Annotated in this window: 30 protein-coding genes; 15 read left to right on the top strand and 15 right to left on the bottom strand. The window is 58.5% G+C overall.

Translation table 11 applies throughout. The features are described from left to right. Positions 1 to 463 precede the first annotated feature (463 nt). The gene (locus G5154_RS13950) at positions 464 to 829 is read right to left on the bottom strand and encodes a YijD family membrane protein (RefSeq protein WP_005341821.1); all 366 of its coding nucleotides are present in this window, start codon (positions 827 to 829) and stop codon (positions 464 to 466) included. Positions 830 to 848: 19 nt separating this feature from the next. Next, positions 849 to 1,469, bottom strand: coding sequence for an HTH-type transcriptional repressor FabR (fabR, locus tag G5154_RS13945; protein WP_005341820.1), 621 nt, complete (start codon positions 1,467 to 1,469; stop codon positions 849 to 851). 147 nt (positions 1,470 to 1,616) lie between these two features. Between fabR and G5154_RS13940 the strand changes: the two genes are divergently transcribed. Beyond that, positions 1,617 to 2,747: a fatty acid desaturase gene (locus G5154_RS13940; RefSeq protein ID WP_421212479.1), complete on the top strand. Its 1,131-nt coding sequence runs from the start codon at positions 1,617 to 1,619 to the stop codon at positions 2,745 to 2,747. Between the two features lie 66 nt (positions 2,748 to 2,813). Here G5154_RS13940 and G5154_RS13935 read toward each other — a convergent pair whose 3' ends face one another. Next, on the bottom strand, positions 2,814 to 2,954 hold the full coding sequence (locus G5154_RS13935; RefSeq protein ID WP_216980339.1) for a hypothetical protein: 141 nt from the start codon (positions 2,952 to 2,954) through the stop codon (positions 2,814 to 2,816). Between the two features lie 187 nt (positions 2,955 to 3,141). Between G5154_RS13935 and G5154_RS13930 the strand changes: the two genes are divergently transcribed. Then, positions 3,142 to 3,768, top strand: coding sequence for a lysoplasmalogenase (locus tag G5154_RS13930; protein ID WP_421251090.1), 627 nt, complete (start codon positions 3,142 to 3,144; stop codon positions 3,766 to 3,768). 90 nt (positions 3,769 to 3,858) lie between these two features. Here the strand turns inward: G5154_RS13930 and G5154_RS13925 are convergent, their stop codons facing one another. Beyond that, positions 3,859 to 5,412: a DHA2 family efflux MFS transporter permease subunit gene (locus G5154_RS13925; protein ID WP_421251089.1), complete on the bottom strand. Its 1,554-nt coding sequence runs from the start codon at positions 5,410 to 5,412 to the stop codon at positions 3,859 to 3,861. Beyond that, positions 5,412 to 6,464 carry an HlyD family secretion protein gene (locus G5154_RS13920; RefSeq protein ID WP_421251088.1) on the bottom strand — a complete coding sequence of 351 codons (1,053 nt, stop codon included), beginning with the start codon at positions 6,462 to 6,464 and terminating at the stop codon, positions 5,412 to 5,414. The genes G5154_RS13925 and G5154_RS13920 overlap by 1 nt, the downstream gene beginning before the upstream one ends. Before the next feature lie 96 nt (positions 6,465 to 6,560). On the opposite strand from G5154_RS13920, the gene G5154_RS13915 reads away from it, so the two are divergent. Continuing rightward, the gene (locus tag G5154_RS13915) at positions 6,561 to 7,463 is read left to right on the top strand and encodes a LysR family transcriptional regulator (RefSeq protein WP_216979952.1); all 903 of its coding nucleotides are present in this window, start codon (positions 6,561 to 6,563) and stop codon (positions 7,461 to 7,463) included. Between the two features lie 9 nt (positions 7,464 to 7,472). Further along, positions 7,473 to 7,787 carry a DUF2007 domain-containing protein gene (locus tag G5154_RS13910; protein WP_005341811.1) on the top strand — a complete coding sequence of 105 codons (315 nt, stop codon included), beginning with the start codon at positions 7,473 to 7,475 and terminating at the stop codon, positions 7,785 to 7,787. A gap of 7 nt (positions 7,788 to 7,794) precedes the next feature. Here G5154_RS13910 and G5154_RS13905 read toward each other — a convergent pair whose 3' ends face one another. Further along, positions 7,795 to 9,078 (bottom strand): dicarboxylate/amino acid:cation symporter, encoded by a 1,284-nt coding sequence (locus G5154_RS13905; RefSeq protein WP_005341810.1) that lies wholly within the window; start codon positions 9,076 to 9,078, stop codon positions 7,795 to 7,797. A 210-nt stretch (positions 9,079 to 9,288) separates the two neighbouring features. Here G5154_RS13905 and G5154_RS13900 point away from each other — a divergent pair, with 210 nt between their 5' ends. Then, the gene (locus G5154_RS13900; protein WP_337073414.1) at positions 9,289 to 9,534 is read left to right on the top strand and encodes a YecH family metal-binding protein; all 246 of its coding nucleotides are present in this window, start codon (positions 9,289 to 9,291) and stop codon (positions 9,532 to 9,534) included. 99 nt (positions 9,535 to 9,633) lie between these two features. Next, entirely contained in the window at positions 9,634 to 10,233 is a 600-nt protein-coding gene (locus G5154_RS13895) for a YhgN family NAAT transporter (RefSeq protein WP_005341806.1), read from the top strand. Between the two features lie 68 nt (positions 10,234 to 10,301). Here G5154_RS13895 and G5154_RS13890 read toward each other — a convergent pair whose 3' ends face one another. Beyond that, entirely contained in the window at positions 10,302 to 11,270 is a 969-nt protein-coding gene (locus G5154_RS13890; RefSeq protein ID WP_421251087.1) for a LysR substrate-binding domain-containing protein, read from the bottom strand. Between the two features lie 276 nt (positions 11,271 to 11,546). Between G5154_RS13890 and tatA the strand changes: the two genes are divergently transcribed. The 3 genes from tatA (at position 11,547) to G5154_RS13875 (ending at position 13,678) form a co-directional block, all read left to right on the top strand. Continuing rightward, entirely contained in the window at positions 11,547 to 11,708 is a 162-nt protein-coding gene (tatA, locus tag G5154_RS13885) for a twin-arginine translocase TatA/TatE family subunit (protein ID WP_005339944.1), read from the top strand. A gap of 16 nt (positions 11,709 to 11,724) precedes the next feature. Then, positions 11,725 to 12,027 carry a YfcZ/YiiS family protein gene (locus G5154_RS13880; protein WP_005339945.1) on the top strand — a complete coding sequence of 101 codons (303 nt, stop codon included), beginning with the start codon at positions 11,725 to 11,727 and terminating at the stop codon, positions 12,025 to 12,027. Positions 12,028 to 12,256: 229 nt separating this feature from the next. Next, positions 12,257 to 13,678 (top strand): lytic transglycosylase F, encoded by a 1,422-nt coding sequence (locus G5154_RS13875; protein WP_337073413.1) that lies wholly within the window; start codon positions 12,257 to 12,259, stop codon positions 13,676 to 13,678. On the opposite strand, the gene G5154_RS13870 is transcribed toward G5154_RS13875, so the two are convergent. After that, on the bottom strand, positions 13,656 to 13,832 hold the full coding sequence (locus G5154_RS13870) for a hypothetical protein (protein ID WP_337073412.1): 177 nt from the start codon (positions 13,830 to 13,832) through the stop codon (positions 13,656 to 13,658). The genes G5154_RS13875 and G5154_RS13870 overlap by 23 nt on opposite strands. Positions 13,833 to 13,904: 72 nt before the next feature. Here G5154_RS13870 and G5154_RS13865 point away from each other — a divergent pair, with 72 nt between their 5' ends. After that, positions 13,905 to 15,158: a phospholipase D family protein gene (locus G5154_RS13865; protein ID WP_421251086.1), complete on the top strand. Its 1,254-nt coding sequence runs from the start codon at positions 13,905 to 13,907 to the stop codon at positions 15,156 to 15,158. A gap of 579 nt (positions 15,159 to 15,737) precedes the next feature. Here the strand turns inward: G5154_RS13865 and murA are convergent. The 7 genes from murA to mlaF are packed head-to-tail and all read right to left on the bottom strand — an operon-like array spanning position 15,738 to position 20,258. Then, positions 15,738 to 16,994 carry a UDP-N-acetylglucosamine 1-carboxyvinyltransferase gene (murA, locus tag G5154_RS13860; RefSeq protein WP_005341797.1) on the bottom strand — a complete coding sequence of 419 codons (1,257 nt, stop codon included), beginning with the start codon at positions 16,992 to 16,994 and terminating at the stop codon, positions 15,738 to 15,740. An 18-nt stretch (positions 16,995 to 17,012) separates the two neighbouring features. Next, on the bottom strand, positions 17,013 to 17,270 hold the full coding sequence (gene ibaG / locus G5154_RS13855) for a BolA family iron metabolism protein IbaG (protein ID WP_005306001.1): 258 nt from the start codon (positions 17,268 to 17,270) through the stop codon (positions 17,013 to 17,015). Beyond that, positions 17,270 to 17,542 carry an STAS domain-containing protein gene (locus G5154_RS13850; protein WP_005336352.1) on the bottom strand — a complete coding sequence of 91 codons (273 nt, stop codon included), beginning with the start codon at positions 17,540 to 17,542 and terminating at the stop codon, positions 17,270 to 17,272. Before G5154_RS13850 ends, ibaG begins: the two co-directional genes overlap by 1 nt. Continuing rightward, positions 17,539 to 18,171 carry an MlaC/ttg2D family ABC transporter substrate-binding protein gene (locus G5154_RS13845; RefSeq protein WP_005336350.1) on the bottom strand — a complete coding sequence of 211 codons (633 nt, stop codon included), beginning with the start codon at positions 18,169 to 18,171 and terminating at the stop codon, positions 17,539 to 17,541. The genes G5154_RS13850 and G5154_RS13845 overlap by 4 nt, the downstream gene beginning before the upstream one ends. A gap of 2 nt (positions 18,172 to 18,173) precedes the next feature. Next, complete coding sequence (mlaD, locus tag G5154_RS13840; protein ID WP_005336348.1) at positions 18,174 to 18,671, bottom strand: outer membrane lipid asymmetry maintenance protein MlaD; 498 nt, start codon at positions 18,669 to 18,671, stop codon at positions 18,174 to 18,176. A 7-nt stretch (positions 18,672 to 18,678) separates the two neighbouring features. After that, positions 18,679 to 19,458 (bottom strand): lipid asymmetry maintenance ABC transporter permease subunit MlaE, encoded by a 780-nt coding sequence (mlaE, locus tag G5154_RS13835; RefSeq protein WP_005336345.1) that lies wholly within the window; start codon positions 19,456 to 19,458, stop codon positions 18,679 to 18,681. After that, complete coding sequence (gene mlaF / locus G5154_RS13830) at positions 19,458 to 20,258, bottom strand: phospholipid ABC transporter ATP-binding protein MlaF (RefSeq protein WP_421251085.1); 801 nt, start codon at positions 20,256 to 20,258, stop codon at positions 19,458 to 19,460. The genes mlaE and mlaF overlap by 1 nt, the downstream gene beginning before the upstream one ends. A 207-nt stretch (positions 20,259 to 20,465) precedes the next feature. On the opposite strand from mlaF, the gene G5154_RS13825 reads away from it, so the two are divergent. The 5 genes from G5154_RS13825 to lptB are packed head-to-tail and all read left to right on the top strand — an operon-like array spanning position 20,466 to position 23,815. Then, positions 20,466 to 21,461, top strand: coding sequence for a KpsF/GutQ family sugar-phosphate isomerase (locus tag G5154_RS13825; protein ID WP_005336342.1), 996 nt, complete (start codon positions 20,466 to 20,468; stop codon positions 21,459 to 21,461). Beyond that, positions 21,461 to 22,015 carry a 3-deoxy-manno-octulosonate-8-phosphatase KdsC gene (gene kdsC / locus G5154_RS13820; RefSeq protein WP_088868289.1) on the top strand — a complete coding sequence of 185 codons (555 nt, stop codon included), beginning with the start codon at positions 21,461 to 21,463 and terminating at the stop codon, positions 22,013 to 22,015. The genes G5154_RS13825 and kdsC overlap by 1 nt, the downstream gene beginning before the upstream one ends. Continuing rightward, positions 22,012 to 22,572 carry an LPS export ABC transporter periplasmic protein LptC gene (lptC, locus tag G5154_RS13815; protein WP_421263942.1) on the top strand — a complete coding sequence of 187 codons (561 nt, stop codon included), beginning with the start codon at positions 22,012 to 22,014 and terminating at the stop codon, positions 22,570 to 22,572. The genes kdsC and lptC overlap by 4 nt, the downstream gene beginning before the upstream one ends. Then, positions 22,559 to 23,086: a lipopolysaccharide transport periplasmic protein LptA gene (gene lptA, locus G5154_RS13810; RefSeq protein WP_040068817.1), complete on the top strand. Its 528-nt coding sequence runs from the start codon at positions 22,559 to 22,561 to the stop codon at positions 23,084 to 23,086. Before lptC ends, lptA begins: the two co-directional genes overlap by 14 nt. Before the next feature lie 3 nt (positions 23,087 to 23,089). Continuing rightward, positions 23,090 to 23,815, top strand: a complete 726-nt coding sequence (lptB, locus tag G5154_RS13805) for an LPS export ABC transporter ATP-binding protein (protein ID WP_005336333.1) — start codon at positions 23,090 to 23,092, stop codon at positions 23,813 to 23,815. The last annotated feature ends 5 nt before the right edge of the window (positions 23,816 to 23,820 follow it).

Below are 23,820 nucleotides of genomic sequence, written 5' to 3'. Positions count from 1 at the left end.
CACTAATTTGAAGGCCTTCCCGATTGGGAAGGCCTTTTTGCTATGGGCGGTTTGCTCATAAGAGCCACAGATTTGCATACCAGAGCCAGCACAAGCCCAGTCTGACGACCGGGCTTTGGTGTTTTTAGCGTGTTAGACAGCCAGTGTTAGTGTTTATCTGCAGGAAGAGAACCAGACAGCCTGTTCTTATCACTATTTTCTAGTTATATCAGAGCGTTATCAGCTCAATTTACAGCCATTCGAGTGGTGCTATGGCCAACCAACTCAGGCTTTATCTGCATGCTGGCTACAAGACAGCTCCATATTGCTCCCTCTCCTCTATCTTGGAGGCCAAGCTGCTTGGTGAGGTTGGGAATACCGAGATTGCCGGATTAATCAGGTACCGTTCAAGCAAAGAGGCCTTCCCGTCGGGAAGACCTCTTTGCTTTATCTATCAGCTGATTACCATCACTCGGTCGATTTATCAGGGCTTCTCTTTGTTGCCAATGCTCAGGCCGAGCTTGATGGAGAGGGCTGCCAGTAGCAGCAGCATCATGATCAGGGAGAAGAAGTTGCTGCCAAGCTCCGGGTATTGCACCTTGAGCAGCGCGGAGTGGCCGAAGACACCGATAAAGAAGCAGAGCAGGGTGCAGATGGGGGTGTTGCCCACCATGGGTTCATGGCGATAGTGCTGAAAAAGCTGGTAGGCCGCCAGCCAGAGGGCAATCAGCGGGAAGAAGGAGAAAGGCACGACCGAGTTGGTCAGCACGGTCAGAGATGCATCGCCACAGATGCCTATCAGCATGGCCATGGCGAGCGGTTTTTTGGGGATCATAAGCTGTTCAGACATGTCATTCTCCATCCTGTGGTCATGGGTGGGGTTCACGGCGCTTCTGGTTTTGTACCTCTGCGCCCATGGCTATCATCCGCAGTTGGCGAATAGTTCGGTCGGAGAGCGCCCGGCACTCTTCGCTGGTCATGTCGAGCGCATCGGCACCGGCACTGAAGACGATGGTAACCATGGCTTCTGCCTGGATGTAGGCATCTTCCCGTGGCGCTCTGGTCGTTGCTTCAAGGTAGTCGGTCAACTCGGCGATAAAGTGCTGGATCTCGCGTGCTACCGCCTGGCGAAACGCGGCCGAGGTGCCTGAACGTTCCCGCAACAGCAGGCGGAAGATATTGGGATTGTTCTCGACGAACTCCATAAAGGTCTGCACCGAGGTGCTGATGACACTGCCACCACCGGCAATGCGCTGTCGTGCCTGGCGCATCAGTTGACGCAGGGTCAGTCCCCCCTCATCAACCAAGGTGAGTCCCAGCTCCTCCATGTCGCGGAAGTGGCGATAGAAGGAGGTGGGAGCGATACCCGCTTCACGGGCAACTTCCCGCAGACTGAGGTTGGAGAAACTTCGGTTGGCGCATAGTTGGCTGAATGCAGCATCAATCAATGTACGCCGTGTTTTTTCTTTTTGTTGAGCGCGAATACCCACGAAATCAGTCACCTTCAGCTTAACGAGGCCAAATGATAACCCGAAGGCGCCTTCGGATCAGGTTTGTATCCTACTTTTTTACCATTGACCATGGCGAAGTTGCCATGGAAAATGGCTAACAGCTGTTCGCTGAAAGGATGCAAGAAGATGGCTAAACCCCCGATTATTATCACCAATACCCTGTTGTTTTCCCTCTCCGGACTGGTTGCACTGGTTGCCGTGCCCTGGTATGGCATGAGCCACGGTTACGACATCTGGCAGTGGGTCACGCTCCTGCTGCTGTTCTGTTTGAGTGGCCTATCCATCACCGCTGGCTATCACCGTCTCTGGTCGCACAAGACTTATAAGGCGCATCCTGCGTTGCAGTGGTTGTTTGCGATTGGCGGTGCGCTGGCATTGCAGAACTCGGCGTTACACTGGGCTGCCGACCACCGTCGCCATCACCGCCATGTGGATGACAACGATAAGGATCCCTACAGCGCCGGGCGCGGTTTTTGGTACTCCCATATTGGTTGGATGCTACGAGAGTATCAGGGAGATGTGTATGGCGATTACAGCAATGTACGGGACCTGCAGAATAACTCCGTAGTCGCGTTTCAGCATCGCCACTATCTGGTGCTGGTACTGGCGACCAATCTGGGCCTGCCGCTGTTGCTTGGCCTGTGGCACGGGGATCTGCTCGGCATGCTGCTGCTGGCGGGCGTGCTGCGGATGGTGATGACCCACCACACCACCTTCTTTATCAATTCACTGGCACATATTTGGGGCAGTCAGCCTTATACCGACCGTAACACGGCCCGCGACAACGGTATTTTGGCCTTTTTTACCTTTGGTGAGGGGTATCATAATTTTCACCATCTGTTCGAGCATGATTACCGCAATGGCATTCACTGGTGGCAGTTCGATCCGACCAAGTGGTTGATTCGATTTGCCTCCTGGTGTGGCTTGGCGGCAAACCTTCGTTCTGTGCCGGAAGAGCGGATTGAACAGGCAAGGCTGGAGATGCAGTTGAAACGGGCCCAGGCGCAACTCTGCAAGCAGGATGACCGTGAATTGTGGCAGGCACTGTTACAGGAAGAGTATTCAAAGCTGAGCCAGCAGCTGCAGCACTACTACGCCAGTCGCAAACGACTGCTGGAACAGCGCAAGCGCAAGGCTCTGGCGCGCTATGACCGTCTCAAGCTGCAATTGGAGTACAGAGCCCTGCGGGACAGCTTTATCGCAGGTAAGCGCAGCTGGAGCCGCCTGCTGGCAGGTATCACTACACGGGCTGCCTAGCTGGATGAAAAAGAAGACCGCCGTCAGGTGGTCTTCTTTTGTGTAGCGGAGGCAGCAGGTTGTTTGCTACTCGGGTCGATCCTGTTCTTGTAGCAGGCTCAGGGTTTGCTGCTCCAGTGGGCTCAGTCCCAGCTGTTCACAGGCCTGCTCAAAGCTGATCCCCAGATGGCACATCATGATGTCGATGGCGGGTAGATAGTTTTTCATAGCTTCATCCATGGTGATCCTCCAGACCCGTCACTTATCCCCTGAATCGCTCGGGGCGGCAATTAGACTTTAGGCTTAGTCTGGCTATTTGCTAGGCATCCCTGCCACTGGGAGAGGGAATTTGTTACCCTGCACCATGATAAAAATAGTTGTCGTATGACTGCGAGCAACAGGTGAGGAGCAGGGCATGTTATTGAGTTTCTTGATCATCGCTTCAGGTTGGTGGCACATCCGTGCTGCCTACGGTTCAGACAGCCGCCAGTTCTATATCAGCAAGCCGCTGACCATGCTGTTTATCATCGCCTTGGCATTCGGCTACCAAAGTTATGACCACGACGGTTCTCACGCCTGGATCCTGCTCGGCCTCTGCCTCTCGCTGGCGGGGGATGTGTTGCTGATGCTGCCAAGCGATCGCTTCATTCAGGGATTGGCGGCATTTCTTGTCGCGCATCTCTGCTATATCGTCGGGTTTGCCCAGGGGCCGCTGTTGCTCAATCTGGTGGACGGTTTGCTGCTGTTGCTGATTGCCGGCATGGTATTTGGCCTGCTGTGGGGCAAGCTGGGGGAGATGAAGGTGCCCGTGTTCTGCTACATGCTGGTGATCATCGGCATGGCCTGGGTCGCCGCCGGCGCCTGGCACGCCTCCCTCACCGCCGGCAGTGCCGCCGCCCTGGTGGGGGCGCTGATGTTCCTGTTCTCCGACAGCATGCTGGCGCTGGACCGTTTCCGCCGCCCCTTCCCCCATGCCACCGCCTGGGTGATGACCAGCTACTTCGCCGCCCAGTTTCTGATTGCCGCCTCGCTGGCGGGGTGACTGTGGCTGAGTTGTCCCCTCGCCAAGGGGAGTGTGCAGACAAAAAAACGGGCCCTCAGGCCCGTTTTGCTATTCCATTCTCACCGTTTCTCACGCCTCTAGCGGTTCGGCATTCGCTGCCCGTGGGGCGGGGGATTTGAGTAACAACATCAGGCCGCTGGCGATCAGCAGGAAGATCCCCATGATGTAGAACACCTGGTTGTAGGCCATGATGGCCGCCTCCCGGTTGATGGTATTGGCCAGCATGGCGTGGGCTTGCTGCTGGGCAATCTCGGGGCCTGACACCTGCGCCATCATGCTCTGGGCCAGCTGCAGCAGATAGGTTTGTCCCTCGATGCTGCTGGCGGCCAGAGTGCTGCCAATTTGCAGCACATGGGTGCGGGTATCGTTGTCGAGCAGGGTCGCGATGATGGCGATACCGAACGCGCCACCGAGGTTGCGCAGTACGTTGAGCAGGGTCGAGGAGGAGGGGATCTCGTCGTGGCTCAGGCTGGCGGTGGCGACCAGGGAGAGCGGCACCATGATGAAGGGTTGCCCCAGCGCCCGCACGATGAGCGACTGGATCAGCTGTGGCCCGGCGTAGTCGGCACTCATGTTGACGTTCATAAAGCAGCTGACGGCGAAGATCAGGAAGCCGAAGCTCACCAGATAGCGCGGGTCTATCTTGTGGGTCAGTTTGGGCACCAGCGGCAGCACCAGCAGTTGCGGCAGTCCCATCCACATCAGTACCTCGCCGATTTCCAGCGCGTTGTAGTTGTGGATCTGGGTCATGTAGAGCGGCAACACATAGATAGAGCCCATCAACGCCATCCCGAGGATCAGATAGGCGAAGCAGGCCAGCGCGAAGCGCGGGTTGTGCAGCAGCCGCAGATTGACCAGCGGGTGACGGCGGATCAGCTGGCTGATGACGAAGAACACCAGCGCCACCGCCGAGATGACTGCCAGTCGCACGATGAAGCTTGAGCCGAACCAGTCCTCTCGGTTGCCCTCCTCCAGTACCACCTCCAGTAAGCCGAGCCCGAGCGCCATGGTGACGATGCCGATAAGGTCCACCCGCTTAATCACGGCCCAGTCCACCGGTTTTTTATCCAGCCCGTGGGCCAGCATGGCCATCACCAGCAGTCCTGGCGGTACGTTGAGATAGAAGATGTAGTGCCACGACATCTGCTCGGTGAGCCAGCCGCCGAGGGTCGGGCCGATGGCGGGGGCGAAGGTGGCGCAGAGGCCAAACAGGGCCATGCCGGTGGCCCGCTTCTGCAGCGGCAGCAGGGTGACGATAAGGGAAAAGGCCATCGGGATAAGTGCCCCGCCGGTGAAGCCCTGCAGCGCCCGGAAGACGATCATGCTGGTGAGGTTCCAGCTGAACGAGCAGAGCACGGAGGCAGCGATAAAGGCGCCGGTGGTCCAGAGCAGGTAGCGGCGCACGCTCAGCCCTCGGCTCAGCCAGCCGCTCAGGGGGATGGCGATCATCTCCGCCACCAGATAGGAGGTGGAGATCCAGGAGCTTTCGCTCAGGGTTGCCGACAGCGCCCCCTGAATATCCTTCAGGGAGGCATTAGTGATCTGGATATCGAGGATGGCCATGAAGGCGCCGATAAGCCCCCCCATGACCGCGATCCAGTTGCGACGTGGAATGGGTTCCATCAGTTGGCGGCAACCACGGGATCAGGCGTGCGGGTATCCACGATCACTTCGGTAGAGAGACCCGGCAGCAGCTTGCCTGCCAGCAGGCCCGGCTGGGGGATGCGGATCTTGACCGGTACCCGCTGCACGATTTTGGTGAAGTTGCCGGTGGCATTCTCCGGCGGCAGCAGGGCGAACTTGGCACCGGTGGCCGGGGCTAGGCTGTCGATGATCCCCTCGACCGGTTGATCCGGGTAGGCATCCAGCACCACTTTTACTTTTTGGCCTCGCTGCATATGGGCGAGCTGGGTCTCCTTGAAGTTGGCCTCGACCCACACCTGCTGCAGCGGCACCAGACTGGCGACCTGCATGCCGGACTGGACGTAGAGCCCTTCCCGCAGACTGCGCTTGCCGATGATGCCATCGGCCGGTGCTCGCAGCTCGGTATAACCTAACTCCAGCTTGGCCTGCTCCAGTTGTGCTTCGCTCAATGCCAGCTTGGCCAGGTTCTGTTTGCGCTCGGCATCCAGTACCAGCAGTCGCTCACGGGCCGCCTGCAGGGCGGCTTTGGCCTCTTCGGCCTGCGCCCTCGCCACCTGAAGGGAGGCGTTCACCTCATCAAGGCTATCTTGCGAGCTGTAGTGGCGCTGGTTGAGCTGACTGATCCTGTTGACCTGCTGGCTGGCGCGCAGCTGTTCGGCATTGGCCGAGGCGACCTTGGCCTCGGCCTGCTGGATCAGGCTCCGTTGTTGGGTGCGGGTGGCGGCCAGATTTTCGGCCGTCGCCTGATTGAGGCGCAGGTCGGCTTCTGCTTCCGCAACCCTGGTGTTGTATTCGCGATCATCGAGACGGGCGATCAACTGACCCGCTTTGACCGGCTGGTTGTCGGTGATCAGCACTTCGCGGATATAGCCGGGCAACTTGGAGCTGATCCCGGTCACTTCACTCTGCAGGTAGGCGTTGTCGGTACTTTCAAAATAGCGGCCGTGAAGATACCAGTAACCGGCGAACAGCAGACCGAGCAGCGCCAATATCATGGCTGCCAGCAGGGGAATTTTTTTGTGTTGACTCATTTTTGTGATTCCTGAACTTAAGGGGCGCAGGCTAACACTGGTCAACTGTTTCGATTAGTATGAGATATCGAGATATATAGTTTCACTGGTGCAACAATGGACCTCAATGCCGCGTTAATTCTGGTTCGTATCGTCGATAAGGGCTCATTTACGGGAGCCGCCCGAGAGCTGGGAATGACCAAGGCGATGGTCAGCCGCCGTATCGCCGAGTTGGAACAGCGGCTCGGGGTTCGCCTGCTCTACCGTTCCACACGTCAGCTCACCTTGACCGAGGAGGGGGAGAAGTACTACCTGCACTGCAGCAAGGCCGTCGATGCCCTGACCGAAGCCGAGCTGATGCTGAGCGCCAGCCAGCAGGAGGTGACTGGCACCTTGAAGCTGGCGGTACCCATCGAGACGGGTCAGCTGGTGATCGGGCGGATCGTCGCCAAGTTTTTGCAACGCTATCCCACCCTGCAGGTGGAACTGGAACTGACCAACCGGGTAGTGGATCCCATCAGCGAAGGTCTGGATGCCGTGGTGCGGATAGGTGACATGAGTGACTCCAATCTGGCGGCTCGCCGACTCTGGAGCACTGGGCGGTTACTCTGTGCCAGCTCGGACTATCTGGCGCGCAGCTCGGCCATCACGCGACCGGAAGATCTGGCAAACCATGAGCGGGTGACGGTGAGCAGCGGATTTCTCGCCTCTCACTGGTGCTTCGAGCGAGATGGCAGAGAGGTACTGGTTGACCCCCCATCCCGTTTTCGGGTCAATAATATTACCTGTGCCCGAGAGGCGGCGAAGGCGGGGCTGGGGTTGGCCTCGCTACCCGCTATGCTCTGTCAGGAGGAGTTGGCCAGCGGTGAACTGGTGACCCTGCTGTCCGAGTGGCAGCAACCCAGAGTCCCTATCTATCTTTTGTTTCCGGAGCGGCAACTGATGCCGCGCAAGTTGCGGGCATTCATCGATTTCATGATTGAGAACGGCGCCGAGTTTGGCATCGACAAGCTGTTATAAGGGGGAGCTATGGATAACTGGATCAATCTCTATCGCGCCTCTCATACCCTGGAGGCACACGCCCTGAAAGGGGCGCTGGAGGTCGAAGGGGTGGCGGTGCGTCTCAATGGCGATGGCCTGTCAGGCGCTTTTGGCGATCTGCCCGTTGACCTGCTGCAGGTGACCTTGATGGTCAGGGCCGAAGATCGCAGCAGAGCAGGGCGGGTTATCGAGCGTTACCAGCAGCGGCAAGGTAATGGCTGGCTGTGCGGTCAGTGCGGGGAGGAGAACGGCGCCAACTTCGAAGTGTGTTGGCGCTGTCATCACGATCCCCACGACAGCTAATCTTATGCTAGCGTGGTGGAAACTCGATATCTTCCCCCGCGCTGGCATCGTGATAGGTCGCCAGATCCAGCTCGTTCTCACTGCGGGCGATCAGTACCGACACCAAAATATCCCCCGATACATTGACCGTGGTGCGCGCCATGTCGAGGAGCCGGTCAATACCAGCAATTAGTGCAACCCCTTCCAGTGGCAGTCCGACAGCCGTCAGTGTCAGGGTCAACAGCATTAACCCGGTGCCTGGCGTGCCGGCGGTGCCGATACTGGCCAGGGTGGCGATGCTGATGATGGTCAGGTAATCGACCATATGCAGATCCACCCCGAATGCCTGAGCCACGAACAGTGCAGTGACTCCCTGATAGAGGGCCGTGCCATCCATGTTGATGGTGGCGCCGATGGGCAGCACTTTGGCGGTGATGGCGGGTGAGACCCCCAGCCGCTTCTCGGCGCAGGCCAGACTGATGGGCAGGGTAGAGCTGCTGGAGCTGCTGGTGAAAGCCACCGCCTGGGCATCGACGATACTCTTGAAGTAGTGCAAGGGATTGAGCCGCGCCAGCAGGAGTAGCAGGCTGCTGTAGACTCCGAGCACGTGCAGCAGACAACCCAGGTAGACGGCACCGATCACCTTGAGCAGCGGTAACAGCAGGTCGAGACCGTATTTACAGGTCATCCAGGCCATCAGAGCGCAGACTCCATAGGGGGCTAGCGCCATCACCATCTGGGTCAACTTGAACATCCCTTCGGCCAATGAGGTGAAGAAGAGGATGGCTGGCCGGCCGCGGCGTCCACTGGCGTTAAGGGCCACTGCCAGCGCGACTGCAAAGACGATCACCTGTAGAATCTTGCCATCCACCATTGCCTGTACCGGGTTACTCGGCACCAGTTGATTCAGCACACTCGCCAGGGCTGGTTGGGCTTCTCCTCCCAGTCGCTGATGTGGGCCCATATTGGCGCCCATGCCGGGCTCCAGCAGCCAGCCCATCATCAGGCCGATGCAGATGGCGATGGCGGTCGAGCAGAAGTAGAGGCAGATCGCCTTGCTGCCGATGCGATCCAGTCCCTTGCCCTTGAGTAGAGAAGTGAGACCGGCGATGACCGAGCAGAAGATAAGAGGAACCATCAGCATCTGGATGGTATTGACGAACAAGACCCCAAGGGGTTTGAGTAGCAGAGCCTGCTCTTCAAAGCCGACGCCCAGGCCGACGCCAATCAGCATGCCGATCAGGGTCTTGAGCCAGAGTGGGCGGCGGGTCCAGATCTGCCAGGGCTTGAGAGCCTCTCCATGGAACAGCATGACGCCAATATCCTTATAAATTGTCTGCGATGGCGAAAAAGGGGCGTCAGTGTAGCGATCCCTGACGCGGGTTGCCACATTATCGACAAAGCGGCGGCGCTGACCACTCCTCCGGCCAGGTAATGCACAATTTATTGGTTTATATCAAGATCCCTACGGGCAGGGCGATATTTAATTGGCATTAAATATGTTTATTTATGAGGCTTGAAAATGTCGCAATCGATACATGGTCATGAAGTGATGGAGATGATGCTGGTACAGGGGGGGCAATTTACCCGTGCCAGCCTGAAACAGGCGATGGCCGAAAGGTTCGGTGCCGAAGCTCGCTTCCATACCTGTAGTGCTCGAGAGATGGATGCAGAGGCTCTGATTGATTTTTTGGCGGCCCGCGGCAAATTCATCGATTCGGCAGAGGGCTTCCAGACCCGCGCCGACAAGATCTGCAACCACGGTTAACCCCGCTGCGAGCGCATCATGGCGCTCGCTCAATTCTTCACCCTTTGCTATATTTCGCCCCTTGTCTTTTCTCTGTTCAAGGCGTAGTCCGGGCGTTGTATGGATACTTTCTCTGCCGCAGTCATGCTGTTTCTGATCATGGACCCGCTGGGCAATTTGCCGGTCTTCCTCTCCATCTTGCGTCATATCGATCCCAAGCGACGCCGCAAGGTGATGGTGCGCGAACTGCTCTTCTCGCTGGCTATCATGATGCTCTTTCTGTTTGTCGGTCAGCAGATCCTCGGTTTCCTCAATCTGCGGCAGGAGGCGGTCAGCATCGCAGGCGGCATTATCCTGTTCCTGATCGCCATCAAGATGATCTTCCCGAGTGAGGGGGGGGTGACCGGGCTGGCGGCGGGTGAGGAGCCCTTCCTGGTACCGATGGCGATTCCGATGATCGCCGGCCCTTCGATCCTGGCCTCTTTGATGTTGCTGGCCAATCAGGAGCCAGCCCGAATGGTGGACTGGTCGCTGGCACTCTTTCTGGCCTGGGCTGCCAGCGCGGTGATCCTGATGTTCTACGAGGTATTCAACAAGCTGCTGGGTGAGCGGGGACTTACTGCGGTGGAACGGCTGATGGGCATGCTGCTGGTGATGATCTCGGTGCAGATGTTGCTGGATGGTGTACATCATTATCTGGCGGTGACGGGCCAGAACTGACTGTCCGGCACGATGGAACGGGGCTCTTATCGAGCCCCTTTTGCTATCTGACTTTCAGCAATGATTAGTCAGGAGTTCCCGATGACGGAGGATTCCAGTTTGTTCATGATGAGCGAGAGGAGGGTCTCCCGTAGCCAGCGGTGGCCAGGATCTTCACTGTGGCGCTGATGCCATATCAGCAGGTGGGAAATGCTGTCCAGTTCGATGGGAAGAGGGAGCTGCAACAGCGGGTAGACCTGAGTAGCATGGCGCGCGTAGAGCTTGGAGAGGGTCACAATCATGTCGGAGTGCATCCCCATCCGCAGCGCTGCCTCGAAGGAGGGCACGGTGGCCTCGATGCGTCGGTAGAGATCCTGTTCCGCCAGCTTGTGGTCCAGCATCCAGCGATCCCGTCCCTCGCAGTAGGTCTGAACATGGGGATAGCTGAGGTAGCGATCGAGATCCCACTCCTGCTCCCGCAACGCCGGATGATGCTGTTGCACCAGACAGGTGAGATCGTCGATAGCCAGTAGTCGCTGACAGATGCTACCGGGCAGGGTGTCGAGCCGATAATCGGAGTTGATGCAGTTTTCCCGCACCGCGAAGGCGATATCCACTTGCCCCTGGCTCATCTCGGTCAGACTGTTCTCGGTCCACTCTTCGTAACGCAGCCGGATCCGCGGCGCTTGCCGTTTCAGCTCGCTCAGGTAGAGCGGCGCAAACAGGGTAAATGCGCTGTCCATGCTGGCGATGACGAACTCTCGCTCCGAGCTGGCGGGGTCGAACTCGGGCGGCTGGATCAGGTTGTCCAGCGACAGCAGGATGGGTTGCAACTGCTGTTGCAGCGCAAGGGCACGGCCGGTGGGTTCCAGCCCGTAGGCAGAGCGGATGAAGAGGGGATCGTTGAAGGTATCGCGCAGACGGCCGAGGGCTTTGCTGACTGCTGACTGGCTCAGGTGAAGGCGGCGTGCTGCCTTGCTGCCGTTGCGCTCCTCCAGCAGCACCTGCAGGATAATAAGCAGATTAAGATCAATACGACCTAGTTGTTCCAGCAGCATGATATGAATCCTCTTCAATTCTAAGATGAATTTATACCATTTGTTTTCATATCTTGGCGATCTTATCCTCGAATGGTCTCAGGTTCGCATGAACCACTGGTACAGGATGTAGCGGTTGAGGGGACATGTAGCACAATCAATATGGCGACCTCAGGGTCGCCCTATTTTTTGGCTATGATTTATTTGCTCACTTGCACCTGCCTTGATTTTGCCCAACAATCCCTGCGCTCTATTTTGATACAAGTAACAGATATCTCTTTGTGAGGGAGTATCCCTATGGGACTCGGTGGAATTCATATCTGGCATATGTTGATCCTCTTGCTGGTCGTTGTGCTGGTCTTCGGCAGCAAGCGTCTTGCTAGTGCAGGTGAGGATCTGGGTACCGCCATCAAAGATTTTCGCAAGGCGATGCGTGACGACGCAAATCATCCGAAATAAGCAGTAGGAGTAGAACATGTCTGTAGACGAGAAAGTTGAACTGAACGAAACCTGTGACAGCTGCGGCTGCTTTGCCGAGATCGGCACCATCATCGGCGAAGGCGACGATGTGATGGATCTGGTTATTGAAGCCGCTGCCGAGGCTGATGCCCGCGCCAAGCTGGCTGCCTATGAAGCACTGGCCAAACAGGTCACTGCCGAAGCTCAAGTTAGCAGCGAACTGACCCAGGGCGCCAACGGCGTGATCCTGAAAGCCCGCCTGCAATTCACCTGCACTGCCGAAAAACTGATTTTCGAAATGCGGGCCCGCTCTATCTGAGTGGTCTGATAACGCGGCAGGTTTGCCTGCCGTGTTGACCCTTCTGCTGTGGGTCGGCGTTCTATAGTTACTCTATCCCACAGACGTTTTTGCCCGGCGCGAGTCGGCCAACAGAAGGCGTAAACATCATGACGCAGCGATGGATCTCTGCCCCCAATCCCACTCTCTATCGTGATCCGTGCTGCCAACAGGCAGCAGGCGTGACCTCAGCACAGGGGCAGCCATCGTGATGCGACGCTGGATCTGGGCTCTGCTGGCCCTCTGCTGTTTTCCCCTGCTGGCGGCTGAGCTCAAGCCGGTGCGTTTGCCCCAACCCGGGGACCTCGAAAGCATTCTGCAAAAGCGCGAACTCAGGGCTCTGGTGGTCTATGAGCGTGGTTTCTATTTTCTCGATCGCGGCTCCCAGTACGGCATTCTGGTCAATCAGCTGCAAGGATTCGAGCGCTGGCTGAACAACATCTATCTTGCCAAAGAGAAGGTCAAACTCAAGGTGGTCTACATCCCGGTGCGCCAGGACAAGCTGCTGGACTATCTGGCCGAGGGGCGCGGCGATCTGGTGGCGGCGACCATGACGGTGACCCCGACCCGGCGTGAACAGGTGGCCTTCTCCCGGCCGCTCATCTCCTCCATCGAGGAGTGGGTGGTGAGCCAGAACAGCTTGCCCGCCTTCAACCGCATTACCCAGCTCTCCGGCAGGCGGGTCTGGGTGCGCGCCAGCTCCAGCTACTACGAGAGTTTGCGTCAGCTCAACTGGCTGTTTCGTGAGTTGGGGCTGCCCCCCGTCTATATCGAAACGGTGCCCGAATATCTACAGGATGGCGATCTGCTGGAGATGGTGGCTGCAGGCATTATTCCTCTGACGGTGACCGACAGCTACAAGGGGCGGATCTGGCTGGGTGGCATGATCTCCGGTCTCAAGGCTCACAAGTTGATCCCCCTGCGCAGCAACGGCACCAGTGGCTGGGCGCTGCGCAAGAACAGCCCCGAGCTGCTCAAGGCGGTCAATGGCTATCTGGCGAGCGTCAGCCGCAACAGCCTCTACAGCGACATGACTCTGCGCCGGTTGCTGGTTCACAGCGATCAGATGAGCAATATCCTGGCGCCGGATCCCATGGGGCGACTGGCGACCATTCGCAAGGTGCTGGAGAAGTACGCTAATCAATACGATCTCGACTGGCTGATGCTGGCGGCGCTCGGTTACAAGGAGTCCGGCCTCAATCCCAAGGTGCGTTCGCACAAGGGGGCCGTGGGCATCATGCAACTGCTGCCTAGCACGGGGCGGGAGGTCGGCATCAACGGCGTCAGACTGACCACCCTTGAGGGCAATGTGGAAGCCGCCTGCCGCTACATGCGGTTGATCCTCGATACCTACTTCAATGATCCCGAGCTGGATCGGCTCAACCGTCACCTGTTTGCCCTCGCCGCCTACAACGCCGGGCCGAACCGGGTGCAGGCGCTGCGAGGCAAGGCGGAGAAGCAGGGGCTCGATCCTAACGTCTGGTTCGGCAACGTGGATCAACTGGTGGCCAACGAAGTCGGGCAGGGGCCGATCAACTATGTTGGCACCATCTACAAGTACTACGTGGCCTATCGTTTCAGCCTGCCCCAGATCGAGGGCAAGGCTGCCGCTATCGAAGCGGCTCAGCCCTGAGCCGGTTGACTAGCAGGGTCGCCTGCACGGTCGGCAGTTGCCAGCCACCGTCCCTGTGTTGCAGGAACCAGTGGGCGGGGCCGGTGGCCGGGATGAGATCTGGCTGGCTGAGCTGGCCCAGATAGCGCAACATCGGGGTATCATGCAGTTCCATCAGCAACTCCTTTTGAGTATGTGAGAGGCTCGCCAGCGTTATGACACCCGGCCATGACAGCAGGATGACACCATGATCCCCGGTTCCTTTGCCCTGATCGACGATCCCCAGCTGGCGCTCAAGGTGCGTTGTCACTGGATCCGCCATGCCCGCGAGCGGATCCAGGCGCAGTACTACAGCTGGGAGGAGGACAGCAGCGGCAAGCTGCTGCTGAGCGAGCTGCTTCATGCCGCCCGGCGCGGCGTCAAGGTGCAGCTGCTGGTGGATGATCTTTATGCCGGTGACAACCGCTTTCTGGAGATGGTGGCTCACTATCCGGGGATCGAGGTGCGGCTGTTCAACCCTTTCTGGCTGCGGGGCTGGCGCCCGCTGGCACTGCTGCTGGAGGGGTTGTTCAGCTTTCGCCGTATCAACCACCGGATGCACAACAAGCTGTTGCTGGTGGATGGCAAGCTGGCACTGATTGGCGGGCGTAACATCGGCGATCGCTACTTCGGTCTGGATCCGCAAGCTCCCTTCGTGGATCTCGATCTCGCCTGTCAGGGGAGGCTATGCCAGCAGATGACGCAGGGGTTCGAGCAGTTCTGGCGCAGCCGCTGGAGTCACCCCATCCGCCATCTGCTGCGCCGCAAGCTGCTGCCCGCCGAAATAGAGGTGGTCAACGACTTCCTGTTCACCATGACGGATCCGACGGTGGCGACGGTCTACGATCTGCCCGCGGAACTGTTCGACGAAAGCGATGTGCCGCTGCAATGGCATGAGGGTCGTGCCGAGGTGTGGTTCGATCGTCCCGGCAAGGGGCTTATCTCCCGCCACACCACCGCTCGCCAGCTGTGGCGCCAGCTAGCTGACAATCCCGGCTCGCTGGGGTTGGTGACCCCTTACCTCATCCTGACCCGCGGGTTTCGGCATCGTCTGGCGCGGCTGCGCCAGCAGGGTGTTGCCATCGATATTCTCACCAACTCGCTGGCCAGTACCGATGTGCCGCTGGTCTATGGCGCCTACCAACGCTATCTCGGCTGGTTGCTGCGTCGCGGGATCCGGGTCGCCGAGTTTGATCATGGCCACGGCAGCCTGCACGCCAAGCTGATCCTGCTGGGGGAGGCGCGGGCGCTGTTTGGCAGCCTCAACCTTGATCCCCGCTCGCTGTTTCTCAATACCGAGCTGATGCTGCATCTGCACTGCCCGCCGATCTGCGAGGCGCTGCGAATGTGGCTGGCTCGCTGGCAGGTGCAGGCCGGTGGATTGCCGCGCAAACCCGAGGGGTGGTCAAGGCGGCTGATAGCCCGCCTGAGCGACTGGTTGCCACTGCGCCGTTGGCTGTGAGGCGGCCATTTTTTGTGCGAGATCTCGCAAAGCCTTGTAAGTCATTGCTGATGACCTTTGCGGGTTAATAACTATGATTGAATCTATCTAGCTGTTTTATAACAATTTAGTGGTGATGATAAGGCTGTTTTTTGTACTTCAATGTGAATGGAATGGGCATAAAAACGTTTTTTATTTTGTTTTTATGCGTAATATTTCAGTTGCAAGGACAAACACGGTGGCTTGTCTGCCGTGTGGACGAAGGTTGTAACGGGTAGCTGGCCGGTTGCATCGCTGCAATTGGCGCGCACTTCAGATGGGTCGCGAACTATCGGAAAGTGAAACAGAAGCTCGGCGTGGCCGGACTCCAATATGGAACATGCTATTTGCGAGGGGGTGACATGGACATGTCACCCCACTTTTTTGGTTCTTTGGCGAGTCTCGAGCCAATGAACATTGGCCGCCAGGGGGGCTGGTAAATAGCCTGACACGATATGGGCCACTCTCGACCGCATTAAATCTCGGCAGACCAGGCGAATGTAAAAAGGCCCCCTTGCATTAGCGAGGGGGCCTTTTTATCGGCCAGCGATCAGGGAGCTATCAGCCCTTGATGCGCTCGATGTGGCCACCCAGACCTTGCAGCTTCTGCTCGATGTTCTCGTAGCCACGGTCGATGTGGTAGATGCGATCGACGATGGTGGAACCTTCAGCCACGAAGCCGGCCAGCACCAGACTGGCAGAGGCGCGCAGATCGGTCGCCATCACCTGGGCACCCTTGAGCTGGGCGGTATCGCGGCAGATGGCCACGTTACCCTGCAACTCGATGTCGGCGCCCATCCGTACCAGCTCGGGAACGTGCATGAAGCGGTTCTCGAAGATGGTCTCGGTGATCATGCCGGTACCTTGGGCCACCGCGTTCAGTACGGTGAACTGGGCTTGCATGTCGGTCGGGAAGGCCGGGTAGGGGGCAGTCTTGATGGTGACCGGCTTGAGGGTGCGGCCAGTCATGTCGAGGGTAATCCAGTCTTCACCCTTCTCAATCAGGGCGCCAGCCTCTTCCAGCTTGACCAGTACCGCTTCCAGCAGGGTAGGGTCGGTGTTACGGCAGGTGATCTTGCCGCCGGTAACCGCTGCGCCCACCAGGAAGGTACCGGTTTCGATACGGTCAGGCTGGACGCTGTAGCTGCCGCCGTGCAGACGCTCGACGCCGTCGATGATCAGGGTGTCGGTGCCTGCACCCTGGATCTTGGCGCCCAGCGCGTTGAGGAAGTGGGCCAGATCGACCACTTCCGGCTCGCGCGCGGCGTTTTCGATCACGGTACGGCCTTCAGCCAGGGTGGCGGCCATCATCAGGTTTTCGGTACCGGTGACGGAGACCATGTCCATCAGGATATGGGCACCCTTCAGGCGACCGTCAACGCGGGCCTTGATGTAGCCATCCTCGATGGTGATCTTGGCGCCCATCAGCTCCAGACCGTGGACGTGCAGGTTGACCGGACGGGCACCGATAGCGCAACCGCCTGGCAGGGAGACGTCAGCTGCGCCGAAACGGGCAGCCAGCGGGCCCAGCGCCAGAATGGAGGCGCGCATGGTCTTCACCAGCTCGTAGGGGGCGACATGGTTGTTCACCGCACCGGTCAGCACGGTGACGTTGCCGTTGACCTTGGTGGTCGCGCCCAGCATCTCCAGCAGCTTGATGGTGGTGCCCACATCTTTCAGGCGCGGCACGTTGGAGAGGTGAACCTCTTCATCACAGAGCAGGGTCGCGAACAGGATCGGCAGCGCGGCGTTTTTGGCGCCGGAGATGGTCACTTCGCCGTTGAGAGTACAACGACCATCGATTTTGAATTTGTCCATTTTTACTTCGTTACCAAATCAGGAGGGCAATAGGAATTTACGTTCGCGTTTCCACTCGGCGTCGGTGAACGCCTTGATGGAGAGGGCGTGAATGGCGTTGCTGGCGATCTTGTCCATCAGCGGGGCATAGATGGCCTGCTGCTTCTTGACCCGGCTCATGCCGTCAAACATGTCACCGACGGCGATCACTTGGTAGTGACTACCGTCCCCTTTGACATGGACTTCGGACAATGGCAGAGCCTCAAGGAGTATCGCTTCAATTTCAGAGACTTGCATTATGCGTCCTCAGTTGTGAGCGGGGTTGACTGAAACAGCCCGGCCACCCCGTAGAGGTTGGCCAGGGTATAGAAATCACTGGAGGCGCCCACCAGTTGCGGTGTGGCGCCTCGCGCTAATACGGCTTTGGCCCATTTGACCAGCAGGGCCAGTCCGGCAGAGTCGAGGGTGGTGACGCCGCCGAGCTCAAGCTGGTCGTCCTGCCACCATTCAGCGCGGCGTTGCCACAGGTCATTGACCTGTGGCGCCTGCAGCTCACCGCTGAGGGTCATGGTTTGAGTACCAGCGGCTTGGCGTTGTGCTCGCGCAACTGGGCGATCACCGCATCGATGCCGTTCTGGCGGATCAAACCGCCCAGCTCGCTCTGCTTGGCGGAGAGCAGGCTGATCCCCTCTGCCACCATGTCGAAGGCTTTCCACTCGCCGGTCTTGTTGTTCTTGCGCAGCTTGAACTCGAGGAAGATGTCCGGCTTGCCGGCCTCTTTCACGCTGACGTTGACGGCGGTGATATTGCCGCTGGGGGCTTTGCCCGGCTCGACCTTGACGGTCTGCTTGTCAAAATGGGCCAGCGCATCGGCGTAGGAGCTCACCATGTACTCGGTGAACACCTCGACGAAGGCATTGCGCTGCGCTTCGGTGGTCTCTTTAATCTGGTTGCCAAGCACCTTGTAGGCGGCGAAGCGGTTGTCCACATAGGGCAGCAGCTCTTCGCGGATGATCACCCGCAGGTGATCCGGATTGCTTTTCACCTGGGCCTGATCGGCTTTCAGGCGGGCAAAGGTCTGCTTGGCAGCCTGATCCACCAGCGCGTTGGGGTCGGTGGCATCGACTGCGGCCTGGGCAGACAGGGAGAAGAGCATGCTGGTCATCAGACCCAGCAGCAGGGCGATTTTCTTGAACATGGTTACTCCTTCTTGCTGTCTGATTTGCTGTCGGAGGATTGGCTGTAGAGGAACTTGCCAATCAGATCTTCCAGCACGATGGCGGATTTGGTGTCTTCAATCAGGTCGCCATCCTTGAGCATCTCGGTGCCCATCTCCTCATCGCTGAAGCCGGGGGCCAGACCGATGTACTGCTCGCCGAGCAGACCGGAGGTGAGGATGGAGAGGGAGCTGGTATCGGCAAACTCGCCAGCGCTCTTTTGCATCATCAGGGTGACTTCGGGCACCTGGGTTTTCGGGTCCAGTACGATGTCGCTGACCCGACCGACCACCACGCCGCCGACCTTGACCGGCGAACGGACTTTCAGGCCGCCGATATTATCGAAATGCGCGCGCAGGGTATAGGTTTCTCCTTCCGGTTTGAAGCTCAAACCGGCCACTTGCAGGGCCAGTGCCAGAATGGCACCGATGCCAGCCAGCATGAAGGTGCCGACCAGGAATTCTACTTTGCTGAACTTCATCTTTACCTTATCCAAACATGACTGCAGTGAGTATAAAATCCAGGCCGAGCACGGCGAGGGATGAGTGGACCACAGTTCGGGTCGTGGCCTGACTGATCCCGGCCGAGGTCGGCTTGGCATCATAGCCGTTAAAGAGCGCAATCCAGGTGACCACCAGGGCGAAAATCAGGCTCTTGATGGCGCCCTGCATGATGTCTTCATGCCAGTCGACGGAGGCCTGCATGGCAGACCAGAAGCCCCCTTCGTCCACGCCGAGCCAGTCCACGCCGACCAGCTTGCCGCCGAAGATACCGATCAGGCTGAACATAAAGGCCAGCAGCGGCATGCTGATGACGCCAGCCCAGAAGCGGGGGGCAACCACCCGGCGCAGCGGGTCGACCGCCATCATCTCGAGGCTTGAAAGTTGCTCGGTGGCCTTCATCAGGCCAATTTCAGCGGTCAGGGCCGAACCGGCACGGCCGGCAAACAGCAGTGCCGTGACCACAGGCCCCAGCTCCCGCAGCAGGGAGAGGGAGACCAGCGGTCCCAGGCTCTGCTCGGCGCCGAAATCCTTCAAGACGTTGTAACCCTGCAGCGAGAGCACCATGCCGATGAACAGGCCGGAGACCAGAATGATGGCCACCGACTGCACACCCACCACATAGAGCTGCTGGACAAGCAGCGGGAAGTGCTTGCGCGGCTCGGGTTTGCCCGCCAGCGCATGGAACAACATGATGGTGGCGCGACCGACGGAGCTGATAAACCGCACTCCGACCCGCCCCAGCTTGCTTATTTGACTTATCAACATCAGAGATCCTGTAGCAGATCGTCTGCCGGAAAATGAAACGGAACAGGACCATCGGGCAATCCTTTGAGGAACTGCTCGACTTCGGGATTGTGCTCCTCGCGCAGCTGATCCGGCGTGCCGTGCGCCACCACCTTGCGATTGGCAATGATGTAGGCGTAATCGGCGATGCTCAGCACCTCTTTCACGTCGTGGGTGACGATGACGGAGGTGATGCCGAGGGCATCGTTTAGCTCCTTGATCAGCTTGACCAGCACCGCCATGGTGATGGGATCCTGCCCGACGAACGGCTCGTCATACATGATGAGGTCAGGATCGAGCGCAATTGCCCGAGCCAGCGCCGCCCGGCGCGCCATGCCGCCGGAGAGCTCGGAGGGCATCAGTTTCGCCGCGCCGCGCAAGCCCACCGCCTGCAGCTTCATCATGACGATGGTGTGGATCAGCTCCTCCGGCAGGCCGGAGTGCTCTCGCAGCGGGAAGGCCACGTTGTCGTAGACCGTCATGCCGGTAAACAGGGCGCCGCTCTGGAACAGCATGCTCATCCGCTTGCGCACTTCATAGAGGCGCGAACGGGATAGGGTGGGGATATCTTCCCCGTCAAACAGAATGTGACCGGACTCCGGCTTGAGCTGGCCACCGATCAGCCGCAGCAGGGTGGTTTTACCGATGCCGCTCGGGCCCATGACGGCGGTCACCTTGCCACGAGGAATGGTCAGGTTGATCCCGTCATACAACAGCCGATCTCCGTGACTGAAGGTCAGATCGGAGATGGTGATCAGGTCATTGTTCAAACAATTGTCCATCCGGTGTAAATGAGGTGCGAATTTTATGGGGTAGTCTAGGTCTAAGCAACAGCAAGGAACAACTATTGAACAGGCCGCAAGCCCATTTGAACGACAGTTTTCTGTAACAAAGTGCGTCATTGAGAGCGGGACTTGCCATCCGATTCGCTTATCCGGGCAGACTTTTTTATAATCCCGCAGCTAATTTCGGCCCGGAGCTGTGTCTTTATGTCTGTAAAGCCTGAGAAAGTGTCTGAACTGTTCGATTTTCGTCGCAGTGCCCGCGCGGTGCTGGACACAGAAAAGCAAGCCATTGATGGACTCTATCAGTATCTGAACGACGCCTTCGACAAGGCGTGCGAAATGGTGCTGCGCTGTGGTGGCAAGATAGTGGTCACCGGCATGGGCAAATCGGGCCATATCGGCAGCAAGATCGCCGCCACCCTCGCCAGCACAGGCACACCGGCCTTCTTCCTTCACCCGGGAGAAGCGAGTCACGGCGATCTGGGGATGATCTCCAGTGGCGACCTTATCATCGCTATCTCCAACTCCGGTGAGAGCGATGAAATCCTGGCCCTGCTGCCGGTACTCAAGCGCCGCGGCATTCCGCTCATCTGTATGACCGGTAATCCGGCCTCCACCATGGCCAAAGAGGCCAACGTGCATCTGTGCATCAAGGTGGAGAAAGAGGCCTGCCCGTTGGGTCTGGCACCCACTTCCAGCACCACGGCAACCTTAGTCATGGGCGATGCCCTGGCGGTCGCCCTGCTGGAAGCGCGCGGTTTTACCGCCGATGACTTCGCCCTCTCTCACCCGGGCGGGTCGCTCGGCAAGCGTCTGTTGCTGCGGGTTGGCGACCTGATGCACAGTGGCGATCTGTTGCCCCGGGTGGGGATAGATGCCACCATCAGCCAGGCGCTGCTGGAAGTGAGCCGCAAGGGGCTCGGTATGACGGCTGTGGTCGATGGCAATGGCCTGCTGGCCGGGCTCTTTACCGATGGCGACCTGCGCCGCATTCTTGACCAGCAGATCGATATCCATCACACCCCCATCAGCCGTGTGATGACGGCCAACTGTGTTACCGTAGGCCCAGAGATGATGGCTGCGGAAGCCGTCAAGCTGATGGAAACTAGAAAAATCAACGGATTACTGGTCGTGGATGAAGAGAAACGCCCGCTCGGCGCCTTCAACATGCACGACCTGCTGAAAGCCGGAGTAATTTGATGCAAAACGTACCGACCCTCTATGGTCCGGTGACGCGCAGCCAGTTCGACAAGGCGGCGCAAATCCGCCTGCTGGTGTGCGATGTGGACGGGGTGCTCTCCAACGGCCTCATCTACATGGGAAACAACGGCGAAGAGCTGAAAACCTTCTGTACCCGCGATGGTGCGGGCATGCGAGCGCTGCTCAATGCCGGGATCGAGATCGCCATCATCACCGGGCGCAACTCCCGAATCGTCAGTGATCGGATGAAAAGCCTGGGGGTGGCTCATGTGGTGCAGGGGGCTGATAAAAAGCTGCCTCACTTCGAAGCGCTGCTGGCCAAGCTGGGGCTGACCCCGGAACAGGCTGCCTATATGGGCGATGACACCATCGATCTGCCGGTGATGGCCGCCTGCGGCCTGGGTATCGCGGTGGCCGATGCCCATCCGCTGGTGCTGAGTCGTGCCGATATGGTGACCCGGCTTGGCGGTGGCATGGGCGCGGTGCGCGAGGTGTGTGACCTCATTTTGCAGGCGCAGGGCCACGACGATTATCAGCCCGAGGCCTCGGTATGAGCAGACAGACCCTGTTGTTTGCCCTGCTGTTTCTGGTCGCGCTGGTTGCCTGGCAGTTGGGCAAGGTTGAGCTGGTGCCTGAGAGCGCCGTCAAAATCGAAAACTATCAGCCGGATTTTGTCGCCAAAGATCTGGTGACCACCCGTTTTGATATCAATGGCAAGCGCACCGAGCGGCTGGAGTCGACCTACGCCGAGTATTATCAAATCCTCGAGCAGGCCACCTTCGACAAGCCGGTGGTCTACATGTATGACGAGCAGGGTGCTGCCGAGTGGAAGGTGACCGCCGAAACCGGCGTGCTCAACACCGGCGACAACGTCATCCTGCGGGACAAAGTGCATCTGGATGGTCTGCTACCTACCTCTTTCATCTCCACACTGGATACCCCCTATCTGGAGCTGGATCTGGTGACACAGGATGTGCGCAGCAACCGGGAAGTGAACATTCTGGGTCGGGATTTCCAGACCCAAGGGGTTGGCCTCAAGGGCCATCTGGACCGCAAATATTTAGAGTTACTGGATCAAGGCCATGCCATCTATTTCAATGAAAAACGCTAATCTGGCCCTCGCAGCCCTGTTGTTGTGTGGTGCGGTGACCGCCAAAGAGTCCGACTTTGCCGAGAAGGTCTATGTCGATGCCGTCAAACAGGTGGCCGAGATGCAGGACAACCGCATCACCTTCGAAGAGGATGTGACCATCAATCAGGGCACCATCCGGATCAAAGCTGACAAGGTAGTAGTGACCCGTTCCGGTGAGAAAGGGGCCGAGGTGATGACTGCCTACGGCAAACCCGCCACCTTCTTCCAGATCCTGGATAACGGCAAGCCGGTCAATGCCCACGGCAACACTATCCGCTACGAGCTGAAGAACCGTCTGGTGACCATCACCGGCAACGGTCAGCTCAAGCAGGAAGATAGTCAGGTCAATGGCGATCTGATCCGCTACGACATCGTCAAACAGAAGATGATCGCCGAGAGCAAGAGCCCGAGCCAGCGGGTCAAAACCGTGTTCCTGCCGGATCAGGTAGAGAATTTCGACAAGCCCGCCGACCAGAAGAAGCAGGGAAAATAAGCCATGGCAGTGTTGAAAGCAGTGGGTCTGCAGAAGAGCTACAAGCGCCGCATGGTGGTGAGTGACGTCAGCCTTGAAGTGGGCACTGGACAGATTGTCGGCCTGCTCGGCCCCAACGGGGCGGGCAAGACCACCTCCTTCTACATGATCGTGGGGCTGGTGCAGCGCGATGCAGGTCTCATCACCATCGACGATCAGGACATCAGCCTGCAGCCCATGCATGTGCGGGCGCGTAACGGCATCGGTTACCTGCCACAGGAGGCCTCCATCTTCCGTCGCCTGTCGGTGTTCGACAACCTGATGGGCGTGATGCAGACCCGCAAGGGGTTGAGCCGTGAGGAGCGTGAAGACAAGGTTCAGCAACTGCTGGAAGAGTTCAATATCACCCACATTCGCGACAACCTGGGGCAGAGCCTCTCCGGCGGTGAGCGCCGTCGGGTCGAGATCGCCCGTGCGCTGGCGGCCGAGCCGCGTTTTATTCTGCTGGATGAACCCTTTGCAGGGGTTGACCCGATTTCTGTGATAGACATCAAGAAGATCATTCAGCATCTGAAAGATAGAGGCCTTGGCGTCTTGATTACCGACCACAACGTCAGAGAGACTCTGGACGTATGTGAGAAGGCCTATATCGTCAGCCACGGCAAGATGATTGCCGAAGGTGCACCGGCTGACATCCTTGCCGATGAGCAGGTCAAGCGCGTCTATTTGGGCGATCAATTCAGTCTATAGTAAGG

Origin of the sequence: Aeromonas sp. 600527 (genome assembly GCF_049175415.1) — a bacterium.
Classification (GTDB): Bacteria; Pseudomonadota; Gammaproteobacteria; order Enterobacterales; family Aeromonadaceae; genus Aeromonas; species Aeromonas veronii_A.
The sequence above is the reverse complement of the archived record's forward strand: the minus strand, read 5'-3'. Positions and strand labels throughout refer to the sequence as shown.